The 21,455-nt window shown below is 71.4% G+C and carries 18 protein-coding genes; 12 read left to right on the top strand and 6 right to left on the bottom strand.

Annotated features, from left to right (window positions below; translation table 11 throughout):
* A partial coding sequence (gene mutL / locus AC3WQR_RS18350; protein ID WP_492743079.1) for a DNA mismatch repair endonuclease MutL occupies positions 1-1,868 on the top strand: 1,868 nt, incomplete at its 5' end.
* Here mutL and AC3WQR_RS18345 read toward each other — a convergent pair.
* Positions 1,852-3,426 carry an MFS transporter gene (locus AC3WQR_RS18345; RefSeq protein ID WP_447745689.1) on the bottom strand — a complete coding sequence of 525 codons (1,575 nt, stop codon included), beginning with the start codon at positions 3,424-3,426 and terminating at the stop codon, positions 1,852-1,854. The two genes, mutL and AC3WQR_RS18345, sit on opposite strands and share 17 nt — an antisense overlap.
* Before the next feature lie 103 nt (positions 3,427-3,529).
* Between AC3WQR_RS18345 and AC3WQR_RS18340 the strand changes: the two genes are divergently transcribed.
* Positions 3,530-4,333, top strand: coding sequence for a helix-turn-helix transcriptional regulator (locus AC3WQR_RS18340; protein ID WP_447745692.1), 804 nt, complete (start codon positions 3,530-3,532; stop codon positions 4,331-4,333).
* 215 nt (positions 4,334-4,548) lie between these two features.
* Positions 4,549-5,541, top strand: coding sequence for an alpha/beta hydrolase (locus AC3WQR_RS18335; protein WP_447745695.1), 993 nt, complete (start codon positions 4,549-4,551; stop codon positions 5,539-5,541).
* 31 nt (positions 5,542-5,572) lie between these two features.
* Here AC3WQR_RS18335 and AC3WQR_RS18330 read toward each other — a convergent pair whose 3' ends face one another.
* From AC3WQR_RS18330 to AC3WQR_RS18320, 3 genes are read right to left on the bottom strand one after another with little or no spacing between them, the layout of a single operon-like run.
* Positions 5,573-7,837: a xanthine dehydrogenase family protein molybdopterin-binding subunit gene (locus AC3WQR_RS18330; protein WP_447745697.1), complete on the bottom strand. Its 2,265-nt coding sequence runs from the start codon at positions 7,835-7,837 to the stop codon at positions 5,573-5,575.
* A 12-nt stretch (positions 7,838-7,849) separates the two neighbouring features.
* Positions 7,850-8,323 (bottom strand): (2Fe-2S)-binding protein, encoded by a 474-nt coding sequence (locus AC3WQR_RS18325; protein ID WP_062478499.1) that lies wholly within the window; start codon positions 8,321-8,323, stop codon positions 7,850-7,852.
* A gap of 37 nt (positions 8,324-8,360) precedes the next feature.
* Entirely contained in the window at positions 8,361-8,708 is a 348-nt protein-coding gene (locus tag AC3WQR_RS18320) for a c-type cytochrome (protein WP_240531158.1), read from the bottom strand.
* Positions 8,709-8,913: 205 nt separating this feature from the next.
* Here AC3WQR_RS18320 and AC3WQR_RS18315 point away from each other — a divergent pair, with 205 nt between their 5' ends.
* The 3 genes from AC3WQR_RS18315 to AC3WQR_RS18305 all read left to right on the top strand — a co-directional run bounded on the left by AC3WQR_RS18315 (position 8,914) and on the right by AC3WQR_RS18305 (position 11,579).
* Positions 8,914-9,843 (top strand): AraC family transcriptional regulator, encoded by a 930-nt coding sequence (locus AC3WQR_RS18315; protein ID WP_070063076.1) that lies wholly within the window; start codon positions 8,914-8,916, stop codon positions 9,841-9,843.
* Positions 9,844-9,936: 93 nt separating this feature from the next.
* Positions 9,937-10,932, top strand: a complete 996-nt coding sequence (gene miaA, locus AC3WQR_RS18310; protein ID WP_447745702.1) for a tRNA (adenosine(37)-N6)-dimethylallyltransferase MiaA — start codon at positions 9,937-9,939, stop codon at positions 10,930-10,932.
* Positions 10,929-11,579: an ABC transporter ATP-binding protein gene (locus AC3WQR_RS18305; protein WP_447745704.1), complete on the top strand. Its 651-nt coding sequence runs from the start codon at positions 10,929-10,931 to the stop codon at positions 11,577-11,579. Before miaA ends, AC3WQR_RS18305 begins: the two co-directional genes overlap by 4 nt.
* A gap of 6 nt (positions 11,580-11,585) precedes the next feature.
* Here the strand turns inward: AC3WQR_RS18305 and AC3WQR_RS18300 are convergent, their stop codons facing one another.
* The gene (locus AC3WQR_RS18300) at positions 11,586-12,542 is read right to left on the bottom strand and encodes a threo-3-hydroxy-L-aspartate ammonia-lyase (RefSeq protein WP_492743078.1); all 957 of its coding nucleotides are present in this window, start codon (positions 12,540-12,542) and stop codon (positions 11,586-11,588) included.
* Positions 12,543-12,657: 115 nt separating this feature from the next.
* Here AC3WQR_RS18300 and AC3WQR_RS18295 point away from each other — a divergent pair, with 115 nt between their 5' ends.
* From AC3WQR_RS18295 to AC3WQR_RS18275, 5 genes are all read left to right on the top strand, one after another.
* Positions 12,658-13,362 carry a GntR family transcriptional regulator gene (locus AC3WQR_RS18295; protein WP_095949049.1) on the top strand — a complete coding sequence of 235 codons (705 nt, stop codon included), beginning with the start codon at positions 12,658-12,660 and terminating at the stop codon, positions 13,360-13,362.
* Positions 13,359-14,234 carry a phytanoyl-CoA dioxygenase family protein gene (locus AC3WQR_RS18290; protein ID WP_447745710.1) on the top strand — a complete coding sequence of 292 codons (876 nt, stop codon included), beginning with the start codon at positions 13,359-13,361 and terminating at the stop codon, positions 14,232-14,234. The genes AC3WQR_RS18295 and AC3WQR_RS18290 overlap by 4 nt, the downstream gene beginning before the upstream one ends.
* A gap of 5 nt (positions 14,235-14,239) precedes the next feature.
* On the top strand, positions 14,240-15,601 hold the full coding sequence (locus tag AC3WQR_RS18285; RefSeq protein WP_447745713.1) for an NAD(P)H-dependent oxidoreductase: 1,362 nt from the start codon (positions 14,240-14,242) through the stop codon (positions 15,599-15,601).
* A 149-nt stretch (positions 15,602-15,750) separates the two neighbouring features.
* Complete coding sequence (locus AC3WQR_RS18280) at positions 15,751-16,125, top strand: YciI family protein (protein WP_447745716.1); 375 nt, start codon at positions 15,751-15,753, stop codon at positions 16,123-16,125.
* Positions 16,122-17,354, top strand: a complete 1,233-nt coding sequence (locus AC3WQR_RS18275; RefSeq protein WP_095949052.1) for an RNA polymerase sigma factor — start codon at positions 16,122-16,124, stop codon at positions 17,352-17,354. The genes AC3WQR_RS18280 and AC3WQR_RS18275 overlap by 4 nt, the downstream gene beginning before the upstream one ends.
* Before the next feature lie 5 nt (positions 17,355-17,359).
* On the opposite strand, the gene AC3WQR_RS18270 is transcribed toward AC3WQR_RS18275, so the two are convergent.
* The gene (locus AC3WQR_RS18270; RefSeq protein ID WP_447745719.1) at positions 17,360-18,793 is read right to left on the bottom strand and encodes a serine hydrolase domain-containing protein; all 1,434 of its coding nucleotides are present in this window, start codon (positions 18,791-18,793) and stop codon (positions 17,360-17,362) included.
* Positions 18,794-18,867: 74 nt separating this feature from the next.
* On the opposite strand from AC3WQR_RS18270, the gene AC3WQR_RS18265 reads away from it, so the two are divergent.
* Positions 18,868-21,453 carry an FtsX-like permease family protein gene (locus AC3WQR_RS18265; RefSeq protein ID WP_447745721.1) on the top strand — a complete coding sequence of 862 codons (2,586 nt, stop codon included), beginning with the start codon at positions 18,868-18,870 and terminating at the stop codon, positions 21,451-21,453.
* Positions 21,454-21,455: the final 2 nt, after the last annotated feature.

Raw genomic sequence — 21,455 nt, 5'->3', positions numbered from 1 at the left:
CCGCCGAACGCCGCCCGATCCGTGAACTCCCCGACGAGCTGATCAGCCAGATCGCCGCCGGTGAAATGGTCGAGCGCCCCGCCTCGGTGGTGCGCGAACTGCTCGACAACGCGCTGGACGCCGGCGCGCGCCAGATCACCGTGCGGCTGGCCTCGGGCGGCGTGCGGCTGATCTCGGTCGAAGACGACGGCCTGGGCATTCCGCGCGAGGAACTCACGGTGGCGCTGCGCCGCCACGCCACCAGCAAGATCGCGAGCCTGAGCGACCTCGAGACGGTCGGCACCATGGGCTTTCGCGGCGAGGCGCTCGCGGCCATCAACGCGATCGCCGAACTCAGCATCCTCTCGCGCTTCACCGGCGCCGACAGCGCCTTCGTGCTCGACGGCGGCACCGGCGAGTTGCGGCCGGTGGCACGCGCGGTGGGCACCACGGTCGAGGTGCGCGAGCTGTTCTTTGCCACGCCCGCGCGGCGCAAATTCCTGAAGACCGACGCCACCGAGCTGGCCCACTGCATCGAGGCCGTGCGCCGCCATGCGCTGGCGCGGCCCGAGGTGGGCTTCTCGGTCTGGCACGACGGCAAGTTGATCGAACAATGGCGCGCCGCCGCCACGCCCGAGCAGCGGCTGGCCGATGCGCTGAGCGACGACTTCGTGTCGCAAAGCGTCTCCGTGCTGCGCGAAGGCGGCCCGGTGCGCGTGGTCGGCCGTGCCGGCATTCCCGACGCGGCGCGCTCGCGCAACGACCAGCAGTTCTTCTACGTCAACGGCCGCTTCGTGCGCGACAAGGTGCTGTCGCACGCGGTGCGCAGCGCCTACGAAGACGTGCTGCACGGCCAGCGCCAGCCGGTGTACGTGCTGTACCTGGAGATCGACCCCGCGCGCGTCGACGTCAACGTGCACCCGACCAAGATCGAGGTGCGCTTTCGCGACGGGCGCGAGGTGCACCAGGCGGTGCGCCACGCCATCGAGGACGCACTGGCCGCGCCGCGCGCCGGCGATGCCCTGGCACCAGCCGACGCGCCGCCGCAGCCCTTCTTCAAGCAGACCCCGCTGCCGCCGAGCGCCAGCTGGTCGCAGCCCGCGATCCCGTTCCAGGCACGCGAGCGCGGTGCCGGCGACTTCGAGGCCATGTGGCCGCGGCGTTCCGAGGAACAGGGGCATGCGCCGGTCACAGCCCCGTCGCAGTGGCAGACCGAAGCGCCGGCGATGTCGTTCCGCGCGCCGGTCGGATTGCCCGACAGCGAGGCTCTGGCCCCCATGCCAGCGCCCGTCATGAACCAGGACGCCTGGCCGCTGGGCCGCGCACTGGCCCAGCTGCAGGGCATCTACATCCTGGCCGAGAACAGCCAGGGCCTCGTGATCGTCGACATGCACGCGGCGCACGAGCGCATCGTCTACGAGCGGCTCAAGACCCAGCTCGACGGCGCGGCCATCACGAGCCAGCCGCTGCTGATCCCGGCCACCTTCGCGGCCACGCCGCAGGAAGTGGCCACGGCCGAGGCCTGCGCCGAGGTGCTGCCCACGCTGGGGCTGGAGATCACGCCCTTCTCGGCCCGCACGCTGGCGGTGCGCGCCGTGCCCGGCACGCTGGCCGACGGCGACCCGGTGGAGCTGGCGCGCAGCGTGCTCGCCGAACTGGGCCAGCACGACGCGAGCACCGTGGTGCAGCGCGCGCAGAACGAGCTGCTGTCGACCATGGCCTGCCACGGCGCGGTGCGCGCCAACCGCAAGCTCACCATCGACGAGATGAACGCCCTGCTGCGCCAGATGGAAGCCACCGAGCGCTCCGACCAGTGCAACCACGGCCGGCCGACCTGGCGCCAGCTGTCGATCCGCGAGCTCGATTCGCTGTTCATGCGCGGGCGCTGAGCCCGTCATCGGCGGCCACGCCGACATGCCGCAGCGTGACGGCAGCCAGCACCGCCAGGACCGCGATGCTGACGGCGCTGGTGGCTGCGGCGGCATTCAGTCCTGCGAGGAAGGCGGCTTGCGCTTGCTCCAGCACGCCAGCGGGCAATTCATGCGCGACCGCCGTGGCGCCGGCCAGGCTGTCCGATACCGCGCGTTGAAGCGCCACCGCCATGCCGTCGATCGGGTCGCCCATTCGCGTGCGATACACCGCCGTCGTCAGGCTGCCCAGCGTGGCGATGCCCACGGCCAGGCCCAGCTCCTGCACCGTTTCGGACAAGGCCGAGGCCGACCCCGCCTTCTCGGGCGGTGCGGCGCCCACGACCAGGTCGGTGCCCAGCGCGGCGATGGTGCCCAGGCCGAGGTACACGAGCGAGAACGCGGCCGTCACCAGTGCGACGCCATGCGGCGTGCGATCGAGCTGGCTCAGCACCAGGTAGCCCACGACCGACAACCCCAGCGCCCCCGCCATCACATGGCCCGGCCGGATGCGCCGCGCAAGCAGCGGCGCCGTGATGCCGGCCACCAGCATCGCGAGCGCCGGCGGGCCCATCCACAGCCCGGCCTCCAGGGGTGACAGCCCCGCCACCAGCTGCAGATACTGGGTCACCAGCAGCATCGTGCCGCCGACACCGACCAGCCCCACCAGCAACACCACGAGCGCGACGCTGAAGGCCCGGCTGGCGAACAGGCCGAGGTCGATCAGCGGATGGCGCAGCCGCCGTTGCCGCCGGACGAACCCCAGCGCGAACGCCAGCCCGCCGACGAGCGCCAGCACGGCGCCAATGCCGATCCCGTCCTTCGCGACCTGCTTGATGCCGTAGACCACCGGCAGCAACGCCAGCAGCGACAGCGCGACGCTGGGCAGATCGAGCCGCCCCTGCTGCGGCGCGCGGTACTCCGGCAGCAGGAACGGCGCCGCCACCAGCAGCAGCCCGACCACCGGCAGCGCGACGAGAAAGGCCGCGCCCCAGCCGTGGTGCGCGAGCAGCAGGCCGCCCACCACGGGCCCGGCCGCCATGCCGAGCGCGAACATGGTCGCCCACAGCCCGATCGCCAGCGCGCGCTGGTGCGGGTGCAGGAACATGTTGCTGATCAGCGCCAGCGTCGACGGCATCAGCGTCGCGCCCGCCACGCCGAGCACGGCACGCGCGGCGATCAGCTGGGCGGCGCTGGTCGAACAGGCCGCCAGGACCGACGCCACGCCGAACGCCGCCGCCCCCACCATGAGCAGCTTGCGCCGTCCGATGCGGTCGCCCAGCGTGCCCATCGTGACGAGAAAGCCGGCAATCATGAAACCGTAGGCATCGACGATCCACAGCGCCTGCGCGCTCGTGGGGCGCAGGTCCAGGGCCAGCGCGGGCAGTGCGAGGTGCAGCAGCGTGAGGTCGAGGCCGAGCAGCAAGGTCGGCAGCGCCAGCAGCGCGAGCCCGGTCCATTCGCGGGCACCGGCACGGCCTTCGCGCCTCGCGGCCGGAAGGTGGTCGGAAAGGGAAAGTGAATCGCAAGGTGCGGTCAAAAGGGGCCTCCGGGTGCGCGTTCGGGTTGCGGAAGCCCCATCTTCAGGACAAGATCATCACATTACAATTTAAGTGTTTATCCTATTACTGGAGACAACAGGCTTGATCGAACGCAGCCTCAGCCGCACCAAGAACGAACTGTCGGAGTTCCTGACCCGGCACCGCCGCAAGCTCACGCCCGCCGATGTCGGCCTGCCCTCGCAGGGGCGGCGCCGCACGCCCGGCCTGCGGCGCGAAGAGGTCGCGGTGATGGCCGGCGTGGGGCTCACCTGGTACACCTGGTTCGAGCAGGGGCGCGAGATCCAGGTGTCGCAGAAATTCCTGCTCGGCGTGGCCCATGCCCTGAAGCTGGACGATGCCGAGTGCAGCCACCTGTTCCTGCTGGCCCACAAGCGCCCGCCGCCTCCCGAGGCCCATCAGCAGGCGTCGGTCACGCCCCACATCCAGCAGCTCATGGACGAGCTGCCCACCCGCCCCGCCTATGTGTTCAACCTGCGCTGGGACGTCGTGGCCTGGAACGCCACGGCCGACGCGCTCTTCGGTTTCAGCGCGCGCGAGCGTGAGGCGCGCAACCTCCTTCGCATGGTGTTCGCCGACCCCGAACTGCGCCGGCGCCTGCCCGCCTGGCGCGACGATGCGCCCGGGCTGCTGGCGCAATTCCGATACGACTTCGCCATTGCGCCCGACGATCCGGCCATGCTGGGTCTGGTCGCGGACCTGAAAGCGCTCTCGCCCGACTTCCGCCGCTGGTGGGACACCCCCGACAGCGCGCCCGCCCGGCGCGGCCTCGGATGCGTACAGACGGCCGACAGCGGACCGTTGGAGTTTCACCACGAAACACTCGTGGTCGACACGCACCGGCATCTGCGGATGGCAGTGTATTTCGTGCAGCCGGCACCGGGCTGAACACCGGGGCCTGTGCGGCAGATAAGCGCCATCAGCGCCGTTTTTGAGGGTTTTCGAGGGTTTTGTGGCGTCATCCACGGTGCGGGCACGCACGTTGCATGGTCTCGTGCCAGGCGCCGGCGAGCGCTGCACAGGGGGAGCTGACACGCGATGCCGACGCGTTTCAGAAAGCAAGCAGATGAACTTTCGGCCGACTTTCGCTGTCCCTCCACCCCATGATCAAACGCTGGCCCCTCCTCGCGTCCATCTTTTCGCTCTGTGCCCTCCTGGCAGCCGGCTGTTCGACCCTCGACGAACGCCAGCGCGAATGGATCTTCCAGCCCAGCGACCGCAGCTGGGGCAATTCGGCCCAGATGACCGAAGGCATGCAGGATGTCTGGATCGACTTCCAGTCGTCCATCACCGGTGAACCGGCGCGCCTGCACGGCCTGTGGCTCGGCGGCGCCCCCGAAACCACCGAGACCCCCGTGCTGCTGTACCTGCATGGTGCGCGCTACAACGTGGCCGGTTCGGCGCCGCGCATCCAGCGCATGCACGAGCTGGGCTTCTCGGTGCTGGCCATCGACTACCGCGGCTTCGGCAAGAGCTCCAAGGGCCTGCCCTCGGAAGCCTCGGCCCGCGAAGACGCCCGCGCCGCCTGGACCTGGCTGGCCGCGCGCCATCCGCGCCAGCACCGTTACATCTTCGGCCACTCGCTGGGCGGCGCCATCGGCATCGACCTGGCGGCCACCGTGAACGACGAGAGCGGCACCATCGTCGAAAGCACCTTCACCTCCATCGCCGACGTGGCCAGCAGCTTCAAGTGGGGCTGGTTGCCCTTCGGCCCGTTCATCACGCAGCGCTTCGAGGCGATTCGCACCGTCAAGGACATCGGCGCGCCGCTGCTCGTGGTGCACGGCACCGCCGACAGCCTGATCAACCCGACGCTCGGGCGCAAGCTGTACGACGCGGCCACGGTGCCCAAGATGTTCGTGCTGGTCGAGGGCGGCTCGCACCACAACACCAACTCGGTGGGCGCGACGCAGTACCGCGCGGCGCTGTCGCAGCTGTTTCGCATGAAGCCCGAGGACAGCAGCACCGTGGCGGACAGCCGGCCGCAGCCGCGGCTGGTGTCGCCGCGGCCTGCACCGCCTTCATTGCCTTCCGCGGCGCTGTCGCCGCAAGAGGTGCGGGGCGAGGCGCACACGCCCGCCCCCGCCGCCATCTAGCCCGCCTTTTTCAGGCGGTTCCGTTCCCGCGTCAGGCCGAGGCCAGGTCGAACGGCAGCTGGCGCAAGGGCTTGCCCGTCAGCCGCGCCACGGCGTTGGCGAAGGCAGGCGCCAACGGCGGCAGGCCGGGCTCCCCCATCCCCTTGGGCGCATCGGCGCTGGGCACGATGTGCACGTCGAACTCGGGCACCTGCGTGATGCGCGCCACGCTGAAGTCGCCGAAGTTGCCCTGCTGCACGACGCCGTCCTTCAGCGTGATGGCGCTGCCCTGCAGGCAGGTCGACAGCCCCATCACCGCCGCGCCCTGCACCTGCGCTTCCACGCTGCGCGGGTTCACCGCCAGGTTGCAGTGCACGCCCGAGGTCACGCGGTGCAGCACGGGCTGGCCGTCCTTCACCGACGCTTCGACCACATAGGCCACCACCGACTCGAAGGACTCGTGCACGGCCACGCCCCAGGCGCGGCCTTCGGCCAGCTTCTTCTTGCCGTAGCCGCTCTTGTCGACCGCCAATTGCAGCGCGGCGCGATGGCGCGGGTGCTTGTCGCCGAAGAGGCTCATGCGGTAGGCCACCGGGTCCTGCTTGGTCGTGCGGGCGATCTCGTCGATGAGCGTTTCCATCACGAAGGCGGTGTGCGTGGAGCCCACGCTGCGCCACCACAGCACCGGCACGTTCACCTGCGGGTGATGCACCGTGAGGCGCATCGGCACGGGGTACGGATCGCGCATGCCCTCGACGGCCGTGGCGTCGATGCCCTCCTTGACCATGGAGCCGGCGAACACCGTGCCCGCGGTGATCGACTGGCCCACGATCACATGGTCCCACGCGAGGATCTTGCCGCGTTCGTCGAAGCCGATGCGTGCGCGATGCAGGTGCATGGGACGGTAGTAGCCGCCCTTGATGTCGTCCTCGCGGCTCCACAGCAGGCGCACGGGGGCGTCCTTCAGGCCGGCGGCGCGCGCGGCCTTGGCGATCTCGCAGGCCTCGACCACGAAGTCGCTCGAGCCCACGAAGCGCCGGCCGAAGCCGCCGCCCGCCATCTGCACGTTCACCTTCACCTGCGCGGGGTCGAGCTTCAGCGTGCGTGCCGCGGCCTGGCCGTCGAGGTCGGCGGACTGCGTGCCGACCCACAGCTCGGCGCGGCCGTCCGACAGCTTCACGGTGCAGTTCTCCGGCTCCATGGGCGCGTGGGCCAGGTAGGGAAACACGAACTCGGCCTCGAGCTTGTGCGGCGCGCCGGCCAGCGGCGCCATGTCGGCGTCGAACTTGCGGTTGCCGGGGCGCCCGGCCAGTTCGCGGTACTGGGCCAGCTGCTTGTCGCTGTCGACCTTCTCCACCGCATCGGTGTTCCACTGCAGCTTGAGCGCGTCGCGGCCCAGCTTGGCCGGCCAGTAGCCGTCGGCCACCACGGCCACGCCTTCGGCGCCGCGGTCCAGCGGAATGCGCAGCACGGCCTTCACGCCCTTGACGGCGCGCGCCGCGCTGTCGTCCACCGAGGCCAGGCGGGCGCCGAACACGGGCGGATGCGCCACCACGGCCGTGAGCTGGCCGGGCTGCTTCACGTCGATACCGAAGTCTTGTTGCCCGCTGCTCTTGGCGCGCGCGTCCAGGCGCGTGGTCGGACGGCCGATGATCCGGAAGTCCTTCGGGCTCTTCAGCGTCACCGTCTCGGGCACCGGCAGCGCCATGGCCGCTTCGGCCAGCTCGCCGTAACCCGCCTTGCGCCCGCCGGGGCCGATCACCGTGCCGGCCTGCGTGCGCAGCGTGGCCACGTCGACCTTCCAGCGCTGCGCCGCGGCCGACAGCAGCATGGCTCGCGCACGCGCGCCCAGTTCGCGGTACTGCGTGTAGCTGTTCTTGATCGAGTTGGAACCGCCCGTCAGGTGCATGCCGAACAGCGGGTCGGCGTAAGCGGCATCGTTGGTGCCGTTGCGGCTGCGCACCAGGGCCCAGTCGGCATCGAGTTCTTCGGCCAGGATCATCGGCAGGCCGGTCTGCACGCCCTGGCCGAACTCGAGGCGGTTGATGGTGACCGTGACCTCGCCGTTGGGCGCGATCTGCACGAAGGCCGAGGGCTGTTGCGTCGGCTTGAGCGCGCCGCCGGCCTTGGCCGGGCCGTCGGCCTGCGCCATGGCCATGTGAGGGAAAGCGCCGAGCACGAGGCCGCCGGCGCCGGCCATCTTCAGGAAGCTGCGACGGGGCAGCGTGGCGGCCGCGTCGGCGTCATCGGTCGCAGGCTGGGCCATCAGGCGCTGCAGCGCGCGCGGCAGGTCGTTGTAGTCAATGTTGGGCAGCATGGTGGCGGCTCCTTAGGCGAGGGTCTTGGCCGCATCGGCCACGGCGGCGCGGATGCGGGCGTAGGTGCCGCAGCGGCAGATGTTGCCGGCCATGGCCGAGTCGATCTCGTCGGTGCTGGGCTGCTTGCCCTTGGGCAGCGACTGCAGGAAGGCGGTCGCGCTCATGATCTGACCGCTCTGGCAGTAGCCGCACTGCGCGACGTCGTGCTTGACCCACGCGGCATGCACGGCCGCGCCCACGCGGTCGCTGCCACCGGTCACGGCTTCGATGGTGGTGATCTTCTTGCCCTCGGCCGCGGCGATCGGCGTGATGCACGAGCGGATGGCCTGGCCGTCCATGTGCACGGTGCAGGCGCCGCACAGCGCCGCGCCGCAGCCGAACTTGGTGCCGGTCATGCCCAGTGTGTCGCGCAGGGCCCAGAGGATGGGGGTGCCGGGGTCGGCGTCGACCGTGTGGTCACGGCCGTTGACGTGGAGCGCGCTCATGTTGGTTTTCTCCGTGGGTAGGTGGGATGGATCGGATTCACTTGGCGCCGTCGAGCACCCATTGCGCGAGCGCCTGCAGGTCCGCGTCGGGCACCTGGGCTTGCGCGGGCATGGGCATCGCGCCCCACTTGCCCGAGCTGCCGGCCTTCATGCTGGCGGCCAGCTGCGCGGCCGAGCCCTTGCCGTCGCCGTAGCGCGCGCCGATCTCTTTCCAGGAGGGGCCCACCACCTTCACGGCGGCTTGGTGGCAGGCCACGCACGCGTACTTCTGCGCCAGCGCGGTGCTGGCAAAGGCGGGCGCGGACCCGGCCATGCTCGCGCCGATGGCCAGTGCGGCCACGAGCGAGGCGGTGATGCGATGCGGATGTCGTTCGTCGTGGGTCATTTCTTTTTTCATCATCGTGGAGGGGAAAGCACGGTCCTCGCGCCGCGCGCGGCAGGACTTCACGGCGGCCAGTGTCCGACGAAGCGCCCGCCGCCACTTGCCCAATCCGCGCGCGTTCTTGCCTGAAACAACGAGACTGCGCCAAAAACGCCAAGCGCATGAGATGCGCCCGCTAGACTTTGCGCAAGCACCCGAAAGGATTCAGATGGAAGTGCTACAGCCGACGCAGCCAGACGATTCGGCCGTCCTCGGTGCCCTGGCCACGGCCGTCGGGCGCATTGCCCGAAACGACGGCGACCACGCCACCGCCATTCCCGAACTCTCGCTGCACCGCCGCAGCGCCGCGACCGAACCCGTGCATTGCATCTACGGCTTCGGCCTGGGCATCACCGTCGGCGGACAGAAGCGCGCGGCGCTCGGCGACGAGATCTATGAATACGGCGCCGGGCAGTCGCTGCTGATCACGGCCGACCTGCCCGTGGTGGCCCACGTCACCCGCGCCAGCGCGGCGCAGCCCTTCCTGGGCCTCATGATCCGGCTCGATCCGCGCGCCATCGTGCAGGTCGCGACCGAGATGGCGCTGCCCCCGCCGTCCAGGGAACCCCACAACCAGCGCGCCCTGTCGCTGGGCGCGCTCGACCCGACGCTGCTGGGCACCGTCACGCGGCTCGTCGAGCTGCTGGCCGAGCCCCGGCTCGTTCCGCAGCTCGCGCCGCTGCTGCAGAAGGAAATCGTCGTGCGCCTGCTCGCCGGGCGCCACGGCCCGCAGCTGCAGCGCCTCATGACCGTCGGCTCGCCCAGCCAGCAGGTGGCGCAGAGCCTGGCGTGGCTCAAGATGAATTTCAGGAAGCCCGTGCAGGCGGACGAGCTGGCCGCGTCCGCGCACATGAGCCCGTCGACCTACCGCCAGCACTTCCGCGCCGTGACCGGCATGAGCCCGATGCAGTACCTGAAGCAGTTGCGCCTGCAGGAAGCGCGGCAGCTGATGCTGAACCAGAACATCGATGCCGGCACCGCCGGCGTGCGCGTGGGCTACGAAAGCGCCTCGCAGTTCAGCCGCGAGTACGCACGCCTGTTCGGTGCGCCGCCGCTGCGCGACATCCGGCGGATGCGGGACGCGACCGCCGTCGCCTGAGCACTGCGTCGCAGGCAAGCCCCGGGCAGCCGCCGGCGTCCCAGACAAGCCCCGTGCAGCGGCCCGGGGCGTGCCATTTGCTACCCTCGACGCATGCCCCCCGCTTCCCCTGTTCCCCCGCGCTACATCGCGCTCGCCGGCCCCACCGCGTCCGGCAAGACCGCCGTCGCCCTGGCCGTGGCCCGGCTGCAGCCGGTCGAGATCGTCAGCGTCGACTCGGCACTGGTCTACCGCGGCATGGACATCGGCACCGCCAAGCCCACCGCCGCCGAGCAGGCCGCCGTGCCGCACCACCTGATCGACATCCTCGATGCGCGCGACAGCTACAGCGCCGCCGCCTTCGTGGCCGACGCCACGCGGCTCATCGACGCCATCCGCGCGCGCGGCGCGCTGCCGCTGCTCGTGGGCGGCACCATGCTGTACTTCAAGGCGCTGTTCGACGGCATCGACGCCATGCCCGCGGCCGACCCCGCCGTGCGCGCGCGCCTGGACGCCGAAGCCGCCGCGCTCGGCTGGCCGGCCATGCATGCGCGGCTGGCGCAGGTCGACCCCGTCACGGCCGCGCGGCTCGCGCCGCAGGACAGCCAACGCATCCAGCGCGCGCTCGAGGTGTGGGAGAGCAGCGGCCAGCCGCTGTCGAGCTTCCATGCGAGCGACACCAAGGCCGCCAAGGCCGTCGACGGCGGCGTGCTCGTATCGCTCGAACCCGAGGACCGCGCCTGGCTGCACGGGCGCATCGCCGAGCGCTTCGACGCCATGCTCGCAGCCGGTTTTCTCGACGAGGTGAAGGCGCTGCGCGCGCGCGGCGACCTGTCGCCCGACCTGCCCTCGATGCGCTGCGTCGGCTACCGCCAGGCCTGGGAGATGCTCGACGCCTGCGGCGACGCACCGCCCGACGCCAAAGCGCTGGGCGAGTTGCGCGAGCGCGGCATCGCCGCCACGCGCCAGCTCGCCAAGCGGCAGATCACCTGGCTGCGCAGCATGCCGCAGCGCACCGTGATCGCCTGCGACGCGCCCGATGCGGTGCAGGCCGCCGTGCAGCACATCGCGCAGATCGCTCACATCGCACGCGGGGCGACGCCCGCATGACCCTGCACCTCTCCAACCTCGGCAAGCACTACGGCGAGGCGCCCGTCTTCGAACACGTGAGCCTGCAGGTCGCGCCCGGCGAGTTCGTCGCCATCGTGGGCGAATCGGGCGTGGGCAAGTCGACGCTGCTCAACTGCATGGCCGGCCTCGACAGTTGGGACGAAGGCAGCGTGTCGCACGACGGCACCGACATCGGCGCGCTCGACGGCGAGGCCCGCGCGCTCTGGCGCCGCCAGCACGTGGGCTTCGTGTTCCAGGCCTTCCACGTGCTGCCGCACCTCGACGTGGCGCAGAACGTGTCGCTGCCGCTGATGCTCTTGGGTCGCCCGCGCGAAGACGCGCGCGTGGCCCACATGCTGGAGGCCGTCGGCCTGCCCGGCATGGGCGCGCGACTGCCGCAGACGCTCTCAGGCGGCCAGCTGCAACGCGTGGCCATCGCCCGCGCGCTGGTGCACCGGCCCGCGCTGCTGCTCGCCGACGAACCGACCGGCAACCTCGACCCGTCCACCGCCGCCAAGGTGATGGACCTGCTGATCGGCCAGACGCGCGAGCACGGCGCCTCGCTGGTGCTGGTCACGCACTCGGAGAGCGCGGCGGCGCGTGCGGACCGGTTGCTGCACCTGACGGCGAGCGGTATCCGGGCCTGAGAAGAATCAGCCGATCAGCGACGCGTAGCGCGACAGGTCCACGTTCCCGCCGCTGATCACGATGCCCACGCGCTGGCCTTCGATGGCCTTCGCAGCCGCGATGGCGCCCGCGAACGCGAGGCACCCCGTCGGCTCCACCACCATCTTCATGCGCTCGGCGAAGAAGCGCATCGCCTCGACGAGCTGCTCGTCGGTCACCGTGAAGATGTCATCGACATCGCGTTGGATGATCCCGAAGGTGTACTCGCCCAGGTGCTGTGTCTGCGCACCGTCGGCGATGGTCTTGGGCGTTTCGATGTGCACGATCTTCCCGGCGCGCAACGACTGCTGGCCGTCGTTGCCGGCTTCGGGCTCCACGCCGTAGACCTTGCAATCGGGCGACAGCGCGCGCGCCGACAGCGCCGAGCCCGACAGCAGCCCGCCGCCGCCGAGGCACACGAACAGGTGGTCGAGCGGACCCGTCTCTTCGATGAGCTCCTTCACCGCCGTGCCCTGCCCCGTGAGCACGTCGGGGTGGTCGTAGGGCGGAATCATGGTCATGCCGCGCTCCTGCGCGAGCCGCTTCGTCAGCGCCTCGCGGTCTTCGGTGAAGCGGTCGTACATCACCACTTCGGCGCCATAGCCCTTGGTGGCCGCGACCTTGGCGGCGGGCGCGTCCTTGGGCATGACGATCACGGCCGGCATCGACAGCAGGCGCGCCGACAGTGCGATGGCCTGCGCGTGGTTGCCCGACGAGAACGCGATCACGCCGCCTTTGCGCTGTGCCGCGTCGAACTTCGACAGCGCATTGAACGCACCACGGAACTTGAACGCGCCCATGCGCTGGAAGTTCTCGCACTTGAAGAAGAACTGCGCGCCCCAGCGCTCGTTGGCGGTGGTCGATTGCAGCACCGGCGTGCGGTGGGCATGGCCTTCGAGCCGCGCGGCCGCGGCGATGACGTCGTCGTAGGTAGGGGGTTGCATGGGTCGAGCTTAGCGGCGGCGCGCCGTTCCTTGCAGCCCCGATGGGTAAAAACCCGGGGATGCGCCCCTTCGCCGAAGTCCGTACTCTGTATACAGAGTTCAGAAAAGGCCCGTCATGCCCGCCCAGTTGCTCAGCATCGAAGTCGCTCCCGACCTCGTCGACCAGGTCTACCGCGCCCTGCTCGGCGCCATCAGCAGCGGCGCGCTCGCGCCGGGCGAGCGGCTCACGCAGGAGGACATCGCGGCGCGGCTCGCGGTGTCGCGCCAGCCGGTGCTGCAGGCGCTGCGGCTGCTCAAGAAGGACGGCTTCGTGCAGGACGCGCCCGGGCGCGGCGTGCTGGTGGCGCCGCTGGAGGCCGAGGCGATGCGCAAGGTCTACCAGGTGCGCGGCGCGCTCGACGTGCTGGCCGCGCGGTTGGCGGCGCAGCAGCGCTTTCGCATCGACCCGAAGCTCATCGAGCGCGGCCGGCGCGCGGCGCGCGGGCGCAACGTCGAAGCCATGATCGATGCCGACGTGGCCTTTCACCAGGCCATCTACGCCGCCTCGGGCAACCCATTGATCGGCCAGAGCGCCGACCCGCACTGGCGCCACCTGCGCCGCGCGATGGGCGCGGTGCTGCAGGCCGAGCCGCAGCGCGAATCGCTGTGGGACGAGCACGAAGCCATTGCCGACGCGATTGCCGCCGGCGACGTCGAACGCGCCGCGCGCCTGAGCGACGAGCACGTCTCGCGCGCCAGCGATGCGCTGGCCGAGCGGCTCGCGCAGCAGCTGGCGCGCAGGGCATCCGCATCCCCCACCCGAAAAGGAGACAAGGCATGAAGCTGACCCCCGAGCAACGCGCGCAGTTCGAGCGCGAGGGCTACCTGTTCTTCCCCGGCCACTTCTCGCCCGAAGAGACGAAGGTGCTGACCGATGCGGTGCCCGACCTGTACAGCAAGCGCGCGGCCTTCAACGTGCGCGAGAAAGGCTCCGACGCCGTGCGCACGAACTTCGCGGCGCACCTCATCAGCGAGCCCTTCGCGCGGCTGGCGCGGCATCCGCGCATGGTCGAGCCGGTGATGGACCTGTTCGACGAAGCGGTCTACATGCACCAGTTCAAGATCAACGGCAAGATGGCCTTCGAGGGCGACGTGTGGCAGTGGCACCAGGACTACGGCACCTGGCTCAACGACGACCTGATGCCCACCGAGCGCGCGATGAACGTGGCCATCTTTCTGGACGAAGTGACCGAGCACAACGGCCCGCTGATGTTCATTCCGGGCAGCCACCGCAAGGGCGTGGTCGACGCGAAGCATGACCTCACGACCACCAGCTACCCGCTGTGGACGGTCGACAACGACCTGATCCGCCAGCTGGTCGACCGCGCCGGCGGCACGCAAGGCGGCATCGTCTCGCCCAAGGGGCCGGCCGGTTCGATGATCCTGTTCCACAGCTGCCTGGTGCATGCCTCGGGCAGCAACCTCTCGCCCTTCAACCGCGTGGCCGTGTACCTGAGCCTGTGCGCGGTCAGCAACCACATCCGCCGCCACAAAAGGCCCGAGTACATCGCGCACCGCGACTTCACGCCGATCGAGGTGCTGCCCGACGACTGCCTGCTGACGCCCTACCCCGTCGAAGTGCCGTGGAAAGACGGCCTGCCCGAGAGCGCGCTGCGCACCTCGCCCGACGTCATCGAAACCGTGGAAGCCTGACCGCCATGAGCCTGCACACCCGCCTGCAACAACGCGCCGCCGAAGGCCGCCCCATCCGCATCGGCCTGATCGGCGCCGGCAAGTTCGGCGCCATGTACCTGGCGCAGATTCCGCGCACGCCCGGCGTGCAGCTGGTCGCCATTGCCGACCTCTCGCCCGCCGCCGCGCGCGTCAACCTGGAGCGCGTGGGCTGGCAGGCCGAGCGCAGCAACGCCGGCTCGGTGCAGGAGGCGCTGAAGACCGGCGCCACCTGGATCACCGACGACTGGCAGGCCGTGACGCGCGAGCCCAGCATCGACATCGTGGTGGAGTGCACCGGCAACCCGATTGCCGCGGTCGACCACTGCCTGGACGCCTTTGCGCACGGCAAGCATGTGGTCAACGTGACGGTCGAGGCCGACGCCTTCTGCGGCCCGCTGCTCGCGCACAAGGCGCAGCAGGCCGGCGTGGTGTATTCGCTGGCCTTCGGCGACCAGCCCGCGCTGATCTGCGACCTGGTCGACTGGGCCCGCACCTGCGGCTTTCCGGTGGTGGCGGCCGGGCGCGGCCACAAGTGGCTGCCGCACTTCACCGAATCGACGCCCGAGACCGTATGGGGCAACTACGGCCTCACGCCCGAGCAGGCGAAGCGCGGTGGGCTCAACCCGAAGATGTTCAACAGCTTCCTCGACGGCTCCAAGCCGTCGATCGAAAGCTCGGCCGTGGCCAACGCCACCGGCCTGGGCGTGCCTTCCGACGGCCTGCTCTACCCGCCCGCGAGCGTGGAAGACATTCCCTTCGTCACGCGTCCGAAGAGCGAAGGCGGCGTGCTGGAGCGCAAGGGCATGGTCGAGGTGATCTCGTCGCTCGAGGCCGACGGCCGCAAGATTCCGTACGACATCCGCATGGGCGTGTGGGTCACGGTCGAGGCCGAGACCGACTACATCAAGAACTGCTTCGAGGAATACAACGCCCACACCGACCCGAGCGGGCGCTACTTCACGCTGTACAAGCGCTGGCACCTGATCGGGCTCGAGGTGGGCATGTCGGTCGCCAGCGTGGCGCTGCGCGGCGAGCCCACCGGCGTGGCCACCGGCTGGAACGCCGACGTGGTCGCCACCGCCAAGCGCGACCTCGCCGCGGGCGAGATGCTCGACGGCGAAGGCGGCTACACCGTCTGGGGCAAGCTGCTGCCGGCCGAGCGCTCGCTGCGCCTGGGCGGCCTGCCGCTCGGGCTGGCGCACAACGTCAGGCTGGTGCGCCCCGTGAAGAAGGGCCAGAGCCTGAGCTGGGCCGACGTGGCGATGGACACCACCACCGCCGCCTACCGGCTGCGCCAGGAAATGGAAACGCTGTTCACGCCCGCGGTACGCGCCCACGCGGCCTGAGCGCGGGGCCTGGCGCCCACGTTGCGCCAAAGAGCGAACAGGACAAGAATCTTCTGCTCGGCACCGGTCCGGTGTCGAAATGACCGGTTGCGGGCCGTCATTGTGGTGAGCAATCTTGCTCGGCAAGCTTTTCCTCACGGAGAAACACCATGCAGTACATGTTGATGTTCTACCAACCCGCCGCCGAATTCGAACAACGTGACGACCCCTCGTCGCAGGCCTACCGCGCCAGCTGGGTCGCGTACGCCGACGCGGTGCGCCAGTCGGGCATTTCGCTCGGCGGCCACGGCCTGCTGCCGCCCATGACCGGCACCACGCTGCGCGTGCGCGGCGACAAGCGCCAGGTGCAGGACGGCCCCTTCGCCGACACCAAGGAGCAGCTCGGCGGCTACTTCGTCGTCGACGTGCCCGACCTCGACGCCGCGCTCGAATGGGCCGCGCGTGCGCCCTGCGCCGCCAGTGGCGGCGTCGAGGTGCGGCCGGTCTTCACCGCCACCGCAGCGGCGGGCGCGAGCCAGACGTGACCACTCCGGCGGCACACCACGCCGCCGAACGCGCGGCACGCGAGTCGTACGGGCGGCTGCTGGCCATCCTGTCCGCCCGCACGCACGACATCGCGGCCTCCGAAGACGCGCTGGCCGACGCCTTCGCCCGCGCGCTCGAGCGCTGGCCCGCCGACGGCGTGCCGGTGCAGCCCGACGCCTGGCTGCTGAGCGTCGCGCGGCACCGCAAGCTCGACGCCTGGCGCCACAGCCGCGTGCAGGACGACGCCACGCAGACCCTGCTGCTGCTCGCCGGCGAGATGGACGAAGCCGACCCCGATGCCGCCACCGTGCCCGACGAGCGCCTGCGCCTGCTGTTCGTCTGCGCGCACCCGGCCATCGACGCCGCCGCGCGCGCGCCGCTCATGCTGCAGACCGTGCTCGGGCTCGATGCCGCGCGCATGGCCGGCGCCTTCCTCACCTCGCCTTCCGCGCTGGGCCAGCGGCTGGTGCGCGCCAAGGCCCGCATCCGCGCGGCCGGCATTCCTTTCGAATACCCGCAGGCGCGCGACCTGCCGCACCGGCTGCGCGACGTGCTCGACGGCATCTACGCCGCCTACGGCACCGGCTGGGACGACGTCGACGGCGCCGACGCCCTGCCGCGCGGCCTGACGACCGAGGCCATCGACCTGGGCCGCATCCTGTGCCGCCTGCTGCCCGCCGAGCCCGAGCCGCTGGGCCTGCTGGCGCTGATGCTGTTCTGCGAGGCGCGCACCGCCGCGCGCCGCACCGAGGCCGGCGCCTACGTGCCGCTCGACCAGCAGGACATCACGCGCTGGGACCACGCGCTGCTGGCCGAGGCCGAGCACCACCTGCGCATCGCATCGGCCATGCAATCGCTCGGGCCCTACCAGCTCGAGGCCGCGATCCAGTCGGCCCACTGCGAGCGCCGCGCCGGCGCACCGGTGCCGCCCGAGGTGCTGGTGTCGCTGTACGAAGGCCTGCTCGCGCTGCGGCCCAGCATCGGGGCACAGGTGAGCCTGGCGTGCGCGCTGGCGAATGCGCGTGGGCCCGAAACCGGGCTGCGCGCGCTCGATGCGATTCCATCGGACGAGGTGGCGAGCTACCAGCCGTTCTGGGCGGCGCGTGCACACCTGCTCGCGGCCGGCGGTGCGCGCGTGGCGGCGCGTCAAGCGTACGACCGGGCGATCGGGTTGAGCAGCAATGGGGCGGTGCGGGCGTACCTGCACGCGATGTCGGAACGGGCCTGAGGCGCTCAGTCCTGCGGCACAGCAACGCCGGCCCGCCGCCCTTCGAGCCGACTGCCACCCTGCGTCAGCGTGACGCCGATCACCTCGCCACCCTCCCCACGCCGGAACACGAACTGCGCACCGATGGCCGTCACCGCAAAACGATCCGGCCCCGTGGGCGTGAGCCCGTTGTAGCCCTTGCCCGCTTCACGCGCCAGCAAACGCCCGTCGCGCACGGTGAAGCCCAGCACCTGCGCCTTGCCGACGCGGAATTCGCCCGCGTAGTCGGGCAGGCGCTTCGGATCGATGGGCACTTCGGTCGTCGGCACCGGGTAGCGGCTCTTGCCGATGGCGAGCATCACGGGCTGCAGCGGCGCGCGCTGGTTGCTGGCCAGCACGATGAGCGCTTCGCCGGTGTCGGGCGCCAGCAGCCAGAGCGTGCGGTAGCCCTCGGTGACGCCCGCGTGGTAGTAGGTGCGCCGGCCGGTCTCGGGGCCGCGCACCATCACGGCATAGCCGATCTCGGCGCCCTCGTAGCGCGCGAGCGGCGTGAGCAGCCGCGCGGCGGCCGGGCCCAGCGGGCCGTGCGCGCCGGCGAGGATGGCGCGGCTGAAGGCCAGCATGTCGGCGGCTGTCGAGCGCAGCGCGCTGGCGGGCGCGTAGGCATGCATGTCGAAGCGGCGCTGGCGCTGGTCGCCCGCGAACGGTGGCGCCATGCGCGAGGCCTTGTCGCCGAGCGGGATCACGGTGTCGTTCATGCCCAGCGGCTCAGTGATACGCGCGCGCACCAGCTCGCCCCACGAGGTGCCGTAGCGCAATGCCAGCAGCTGCCCGAGCAGCGCCATGCCGAAGTTGCTGTAGCGCGCCTCGCACGGAGCCGCAAGGGCCGTCAGGTGGATGCGCGCGAGCGCGGCCCAGAACATCGGCAGGTCGAAGCTGCGGAACTGCTCGGCCAGCGCGGCGCCGCCGGTGACGCCGTCGGCCATCACGGGCAAGCAGCCGGTGTGGGTGACGAGCTGCCGCAGCGTGATCGCGGCCACGGCGGGCGGCACGCCCTCGGCGTGGCCGGCCAGCAGCTTGCCCACGCTGTCGTCGAGCGCCACGTCGCCGCGCTCCACGGCCTGCGCCAGCAACAGGCCGGTGAAGACCTTGGTGACGGAGCCGATCTCGAACATCGGCTGCTCCGCGCTGGCGGGCGCAATGGCGCGCGCCACCAGCGGCTCGGGGTTGTGGGCGATGCCGTAGGCGGCCTTGTCGCCGCGCAGCACGCCGACCACCAGCGTGCCGCGCTCGGCGCCGAGCGCGGTGCGGGCCAGAACGGCAGGGTCGCTGGCGAGCGAGAGGGGTGCGGAGGGTGCGGCCGGCGGTGCGAGTTGCGCGCTCGCCGCGCCCGCGAGCCAGGGCACGAGAAGCCAGGGTGCCAGCCAGCGGCGGCACCAGGCGGAGGGCAGAAGCCGCATCGTCGGAATCCTCGGGCGTGAAGTCGTCATCGTCGAAAGAGCCGCCATCCTGCCACGGCGGCCACAATGACCCCATGCGTGCATTGCTTTCGACTTTCTCCTGGCAGGAACTGCGCCACCACCCCTGGCGCAACGCGGCGGCCGTCCTGGCCGTGATGCTGGGCGTGGCACTGGCGTTTTCGGTGCAGCTCATCAACGCCTCGGCGCTCGACGAGTTCTCCAGCGCGGTGCGCTCGGTGAACGGCCAGCCCGACCTCGAGGTGCGCGCCGCACAGGGCAGCTTCGACGAGGCCGTGTTCGGCCGGCTCGCGCGCCGGCCCGAGGTGGCGCTGGCGAGCCCGGTGCTCGAGTTCCAGGCCCTGGCCCTGGGCCACGACGGACGCCAGGTGCCGCTGCGCGTGATCGGCGTCGATGCGCTCGCGCTGCCCACCATCGCGCCCGCGCTGATGCCGCAGTCGGCCGCCGGTGCCGACCGCTTCGCGCTGTTCGCGCCCGGCCATGTGTTCCTCAACGCGGCGGCGCGCCAGGCACTGCAGCTGCCATTGCAGCCCGCGACCGGTGAAAGCCTGCAGCTGCGCAGCGGCGCCGCGTGGCAGCGCCTTGCGGTGTCGGGCCATGTGACGGCCGGCGGCGCGGCGCTGGCGGTGATGGACATCGCGGTCGCGCAGGAGCTGTTCGGCCCGCTCGGGCAGCTGAGCCGCATCGACCTGCGGCTCGCGCCGGGCACCGACCGCGCGGCCTTCGTGGCCACGCTCGAGAAATCGCCCGGCTGGCCCGCGGGCCTGAAGTTCGCCGAGCCGGGCGATGCGGCCGAGCGCGTGAGCAACCTGTCGCGCGCCTACCGCGTCAACCTCACGGTGCTGGCGCTGGTGGCGCTGTTCACGGGCGCGTTCCTGGTGTTCTCGGTGCTCGCGCTCAGCGTGGCCAAGCGCGCGCAGCAGTTCGCGCTGCTCGGCGTGCTGGGCCTCACGCCGCGCGGACGGCTGCGGCTGGTGCTGGCCGAGTCGCTGGTGCTCGGACTGATCGGCAGCGCCGCCGGCCTGGCGCTCGGCACCGCGCTCGCGGCCTTCGCGTTGCGCGTACTGGGCGGCGACCTGGGCGGCGGCTACTTCGAAGGCGTGGCGCCCCGGCTGCACTGGAGCAGCGGCGCCGCGCTGCTGTACGGCGGGCTCGGTGTGGTCGCCGCGCTGGTGGGCGGCTGGTGGCCCGCGCGCGCCGCGCAGGCGCTGCCCGAGGCGCAGACGCTCAAGGGCCTGGGCGCGGCACCCGCGCAGGGCCGCCACCACTGGCTCGCGCTCGGGCTCATCGGCGCGGGCGCGGCGCTGGCCAACCTGCCGGCCATCGGCGGCATTCCGGTGGCGGCGTACCTGTCGGTGGCCTGCCTGCTGGTGGGCGGCATCACCGCCCTGCCCTGGCTCATCGCGCTGCTGTACGACCGCGTGGCGCCCGCGTTTGCTCGGCGCGTGCTGCCGATGCTTGCCGTCGAGCGCGCGCGGCGCATGCGCGGCACGGCGGCCGTGGCGGTGAGCGGCGTGGTCGCGAGCCTGAGCCTGGCGGTGGCGCTGACGGTGATGGTCGCGAGCTTTCGCGAGTCGGTCACGCACTGGCTCGACGTGGTGCTGCCGGCCGACCTGTACGTGCGCGCCACCTCGGGCGGGCGCGGCAGCGGCAACAGCGGCGGCACGAGCAGCACCGACACCGCGACCTTCGCGCCGGCCTTCGTGCAGGCGCTGGCGCAACTGCCCGGCGTGGCGCGCACCGGCACGCTGCGCACGCAGTCGCTGCAGCTCGACCCCGCGCAGCCCGCCGTGACGCTGATCGCGCGCAGCCTCGAAGGCGGCGTGGTGCGCGGCCTGCCGCTGGTGGGCGAAGCGCTGCCGGTGCCGCCCGGGCAGACCGGCATCTACGTGAGCGAGCCGATGGTCGAGCTGTACGGCGCGAAGCCGGGCAGCGTGTTCGCGCCGCTGGCCGATGCGATGCGCACGGCCACGCCGCAGGTGTTCTTCGTGGCCGGCGTGTGGCGCGACTACGCGCGGCAGTTCGGCGCGATCGCGATGGACGCGCGCGACTTCGAGCGCATCACCGGCGAGCACGACGTGAGCGACGTCGCGCTGTGGCTCGCGCCCGGTGCGTCCGAAGCAGAAGTGCAGGCAGCCGTTCGCGCCCTCGCCGCGCGCACCTCACGCGACGGCGCGGTGGAGCTCGCCTCGGTCGGCCAGATCCGCGCCACCTCGCTGCGCATCTTCGACCGCAGCTTTGCCGTCACCTACTGGCTGCAGGCCGTGGCCATCGCCATCGGCCTGTTCGGCATCGCGGCCAGCTTCAGCGCGCAGGTGCTGGCGCGGCGCAAGGAGTTCGGCCTGCTCGCGCACCTGGGCTTCACGCGGCGGCAGGTGCTGGCCGTGGTGGCCGGCGAAGGCGCGGCCTGGACGGCCATCGGCGCGGTGGCCGGGCTGCTGCTCGGGCTGGCCGTGTCGGTGGTGCTGGTGAAGGTGGTGAACCCGCAGAGCTTCCACTGGAGCATGGACCTGCTGGTGCCCTGGGTGCGGCTGCTGGCGCTGTGCGCGGCCGTGGTGGCGGCCGGCACGTTCACGGCGTGGATGGCGGGGCGCGCCGCGGCGGGGCGCGATGTGGTGCTGGCGGTGAAAGAGGACTGGTAGCG

It is taken from the genome of Variovorax sp. FW305-3-2-15-B-LB1, from assembly GCF_058787635.1.
The sequence above is the reverse complement of the archived record's forward strand: the minus strand, read 5'-3'. Positions and strand labels throughout refer to the sequence as shown.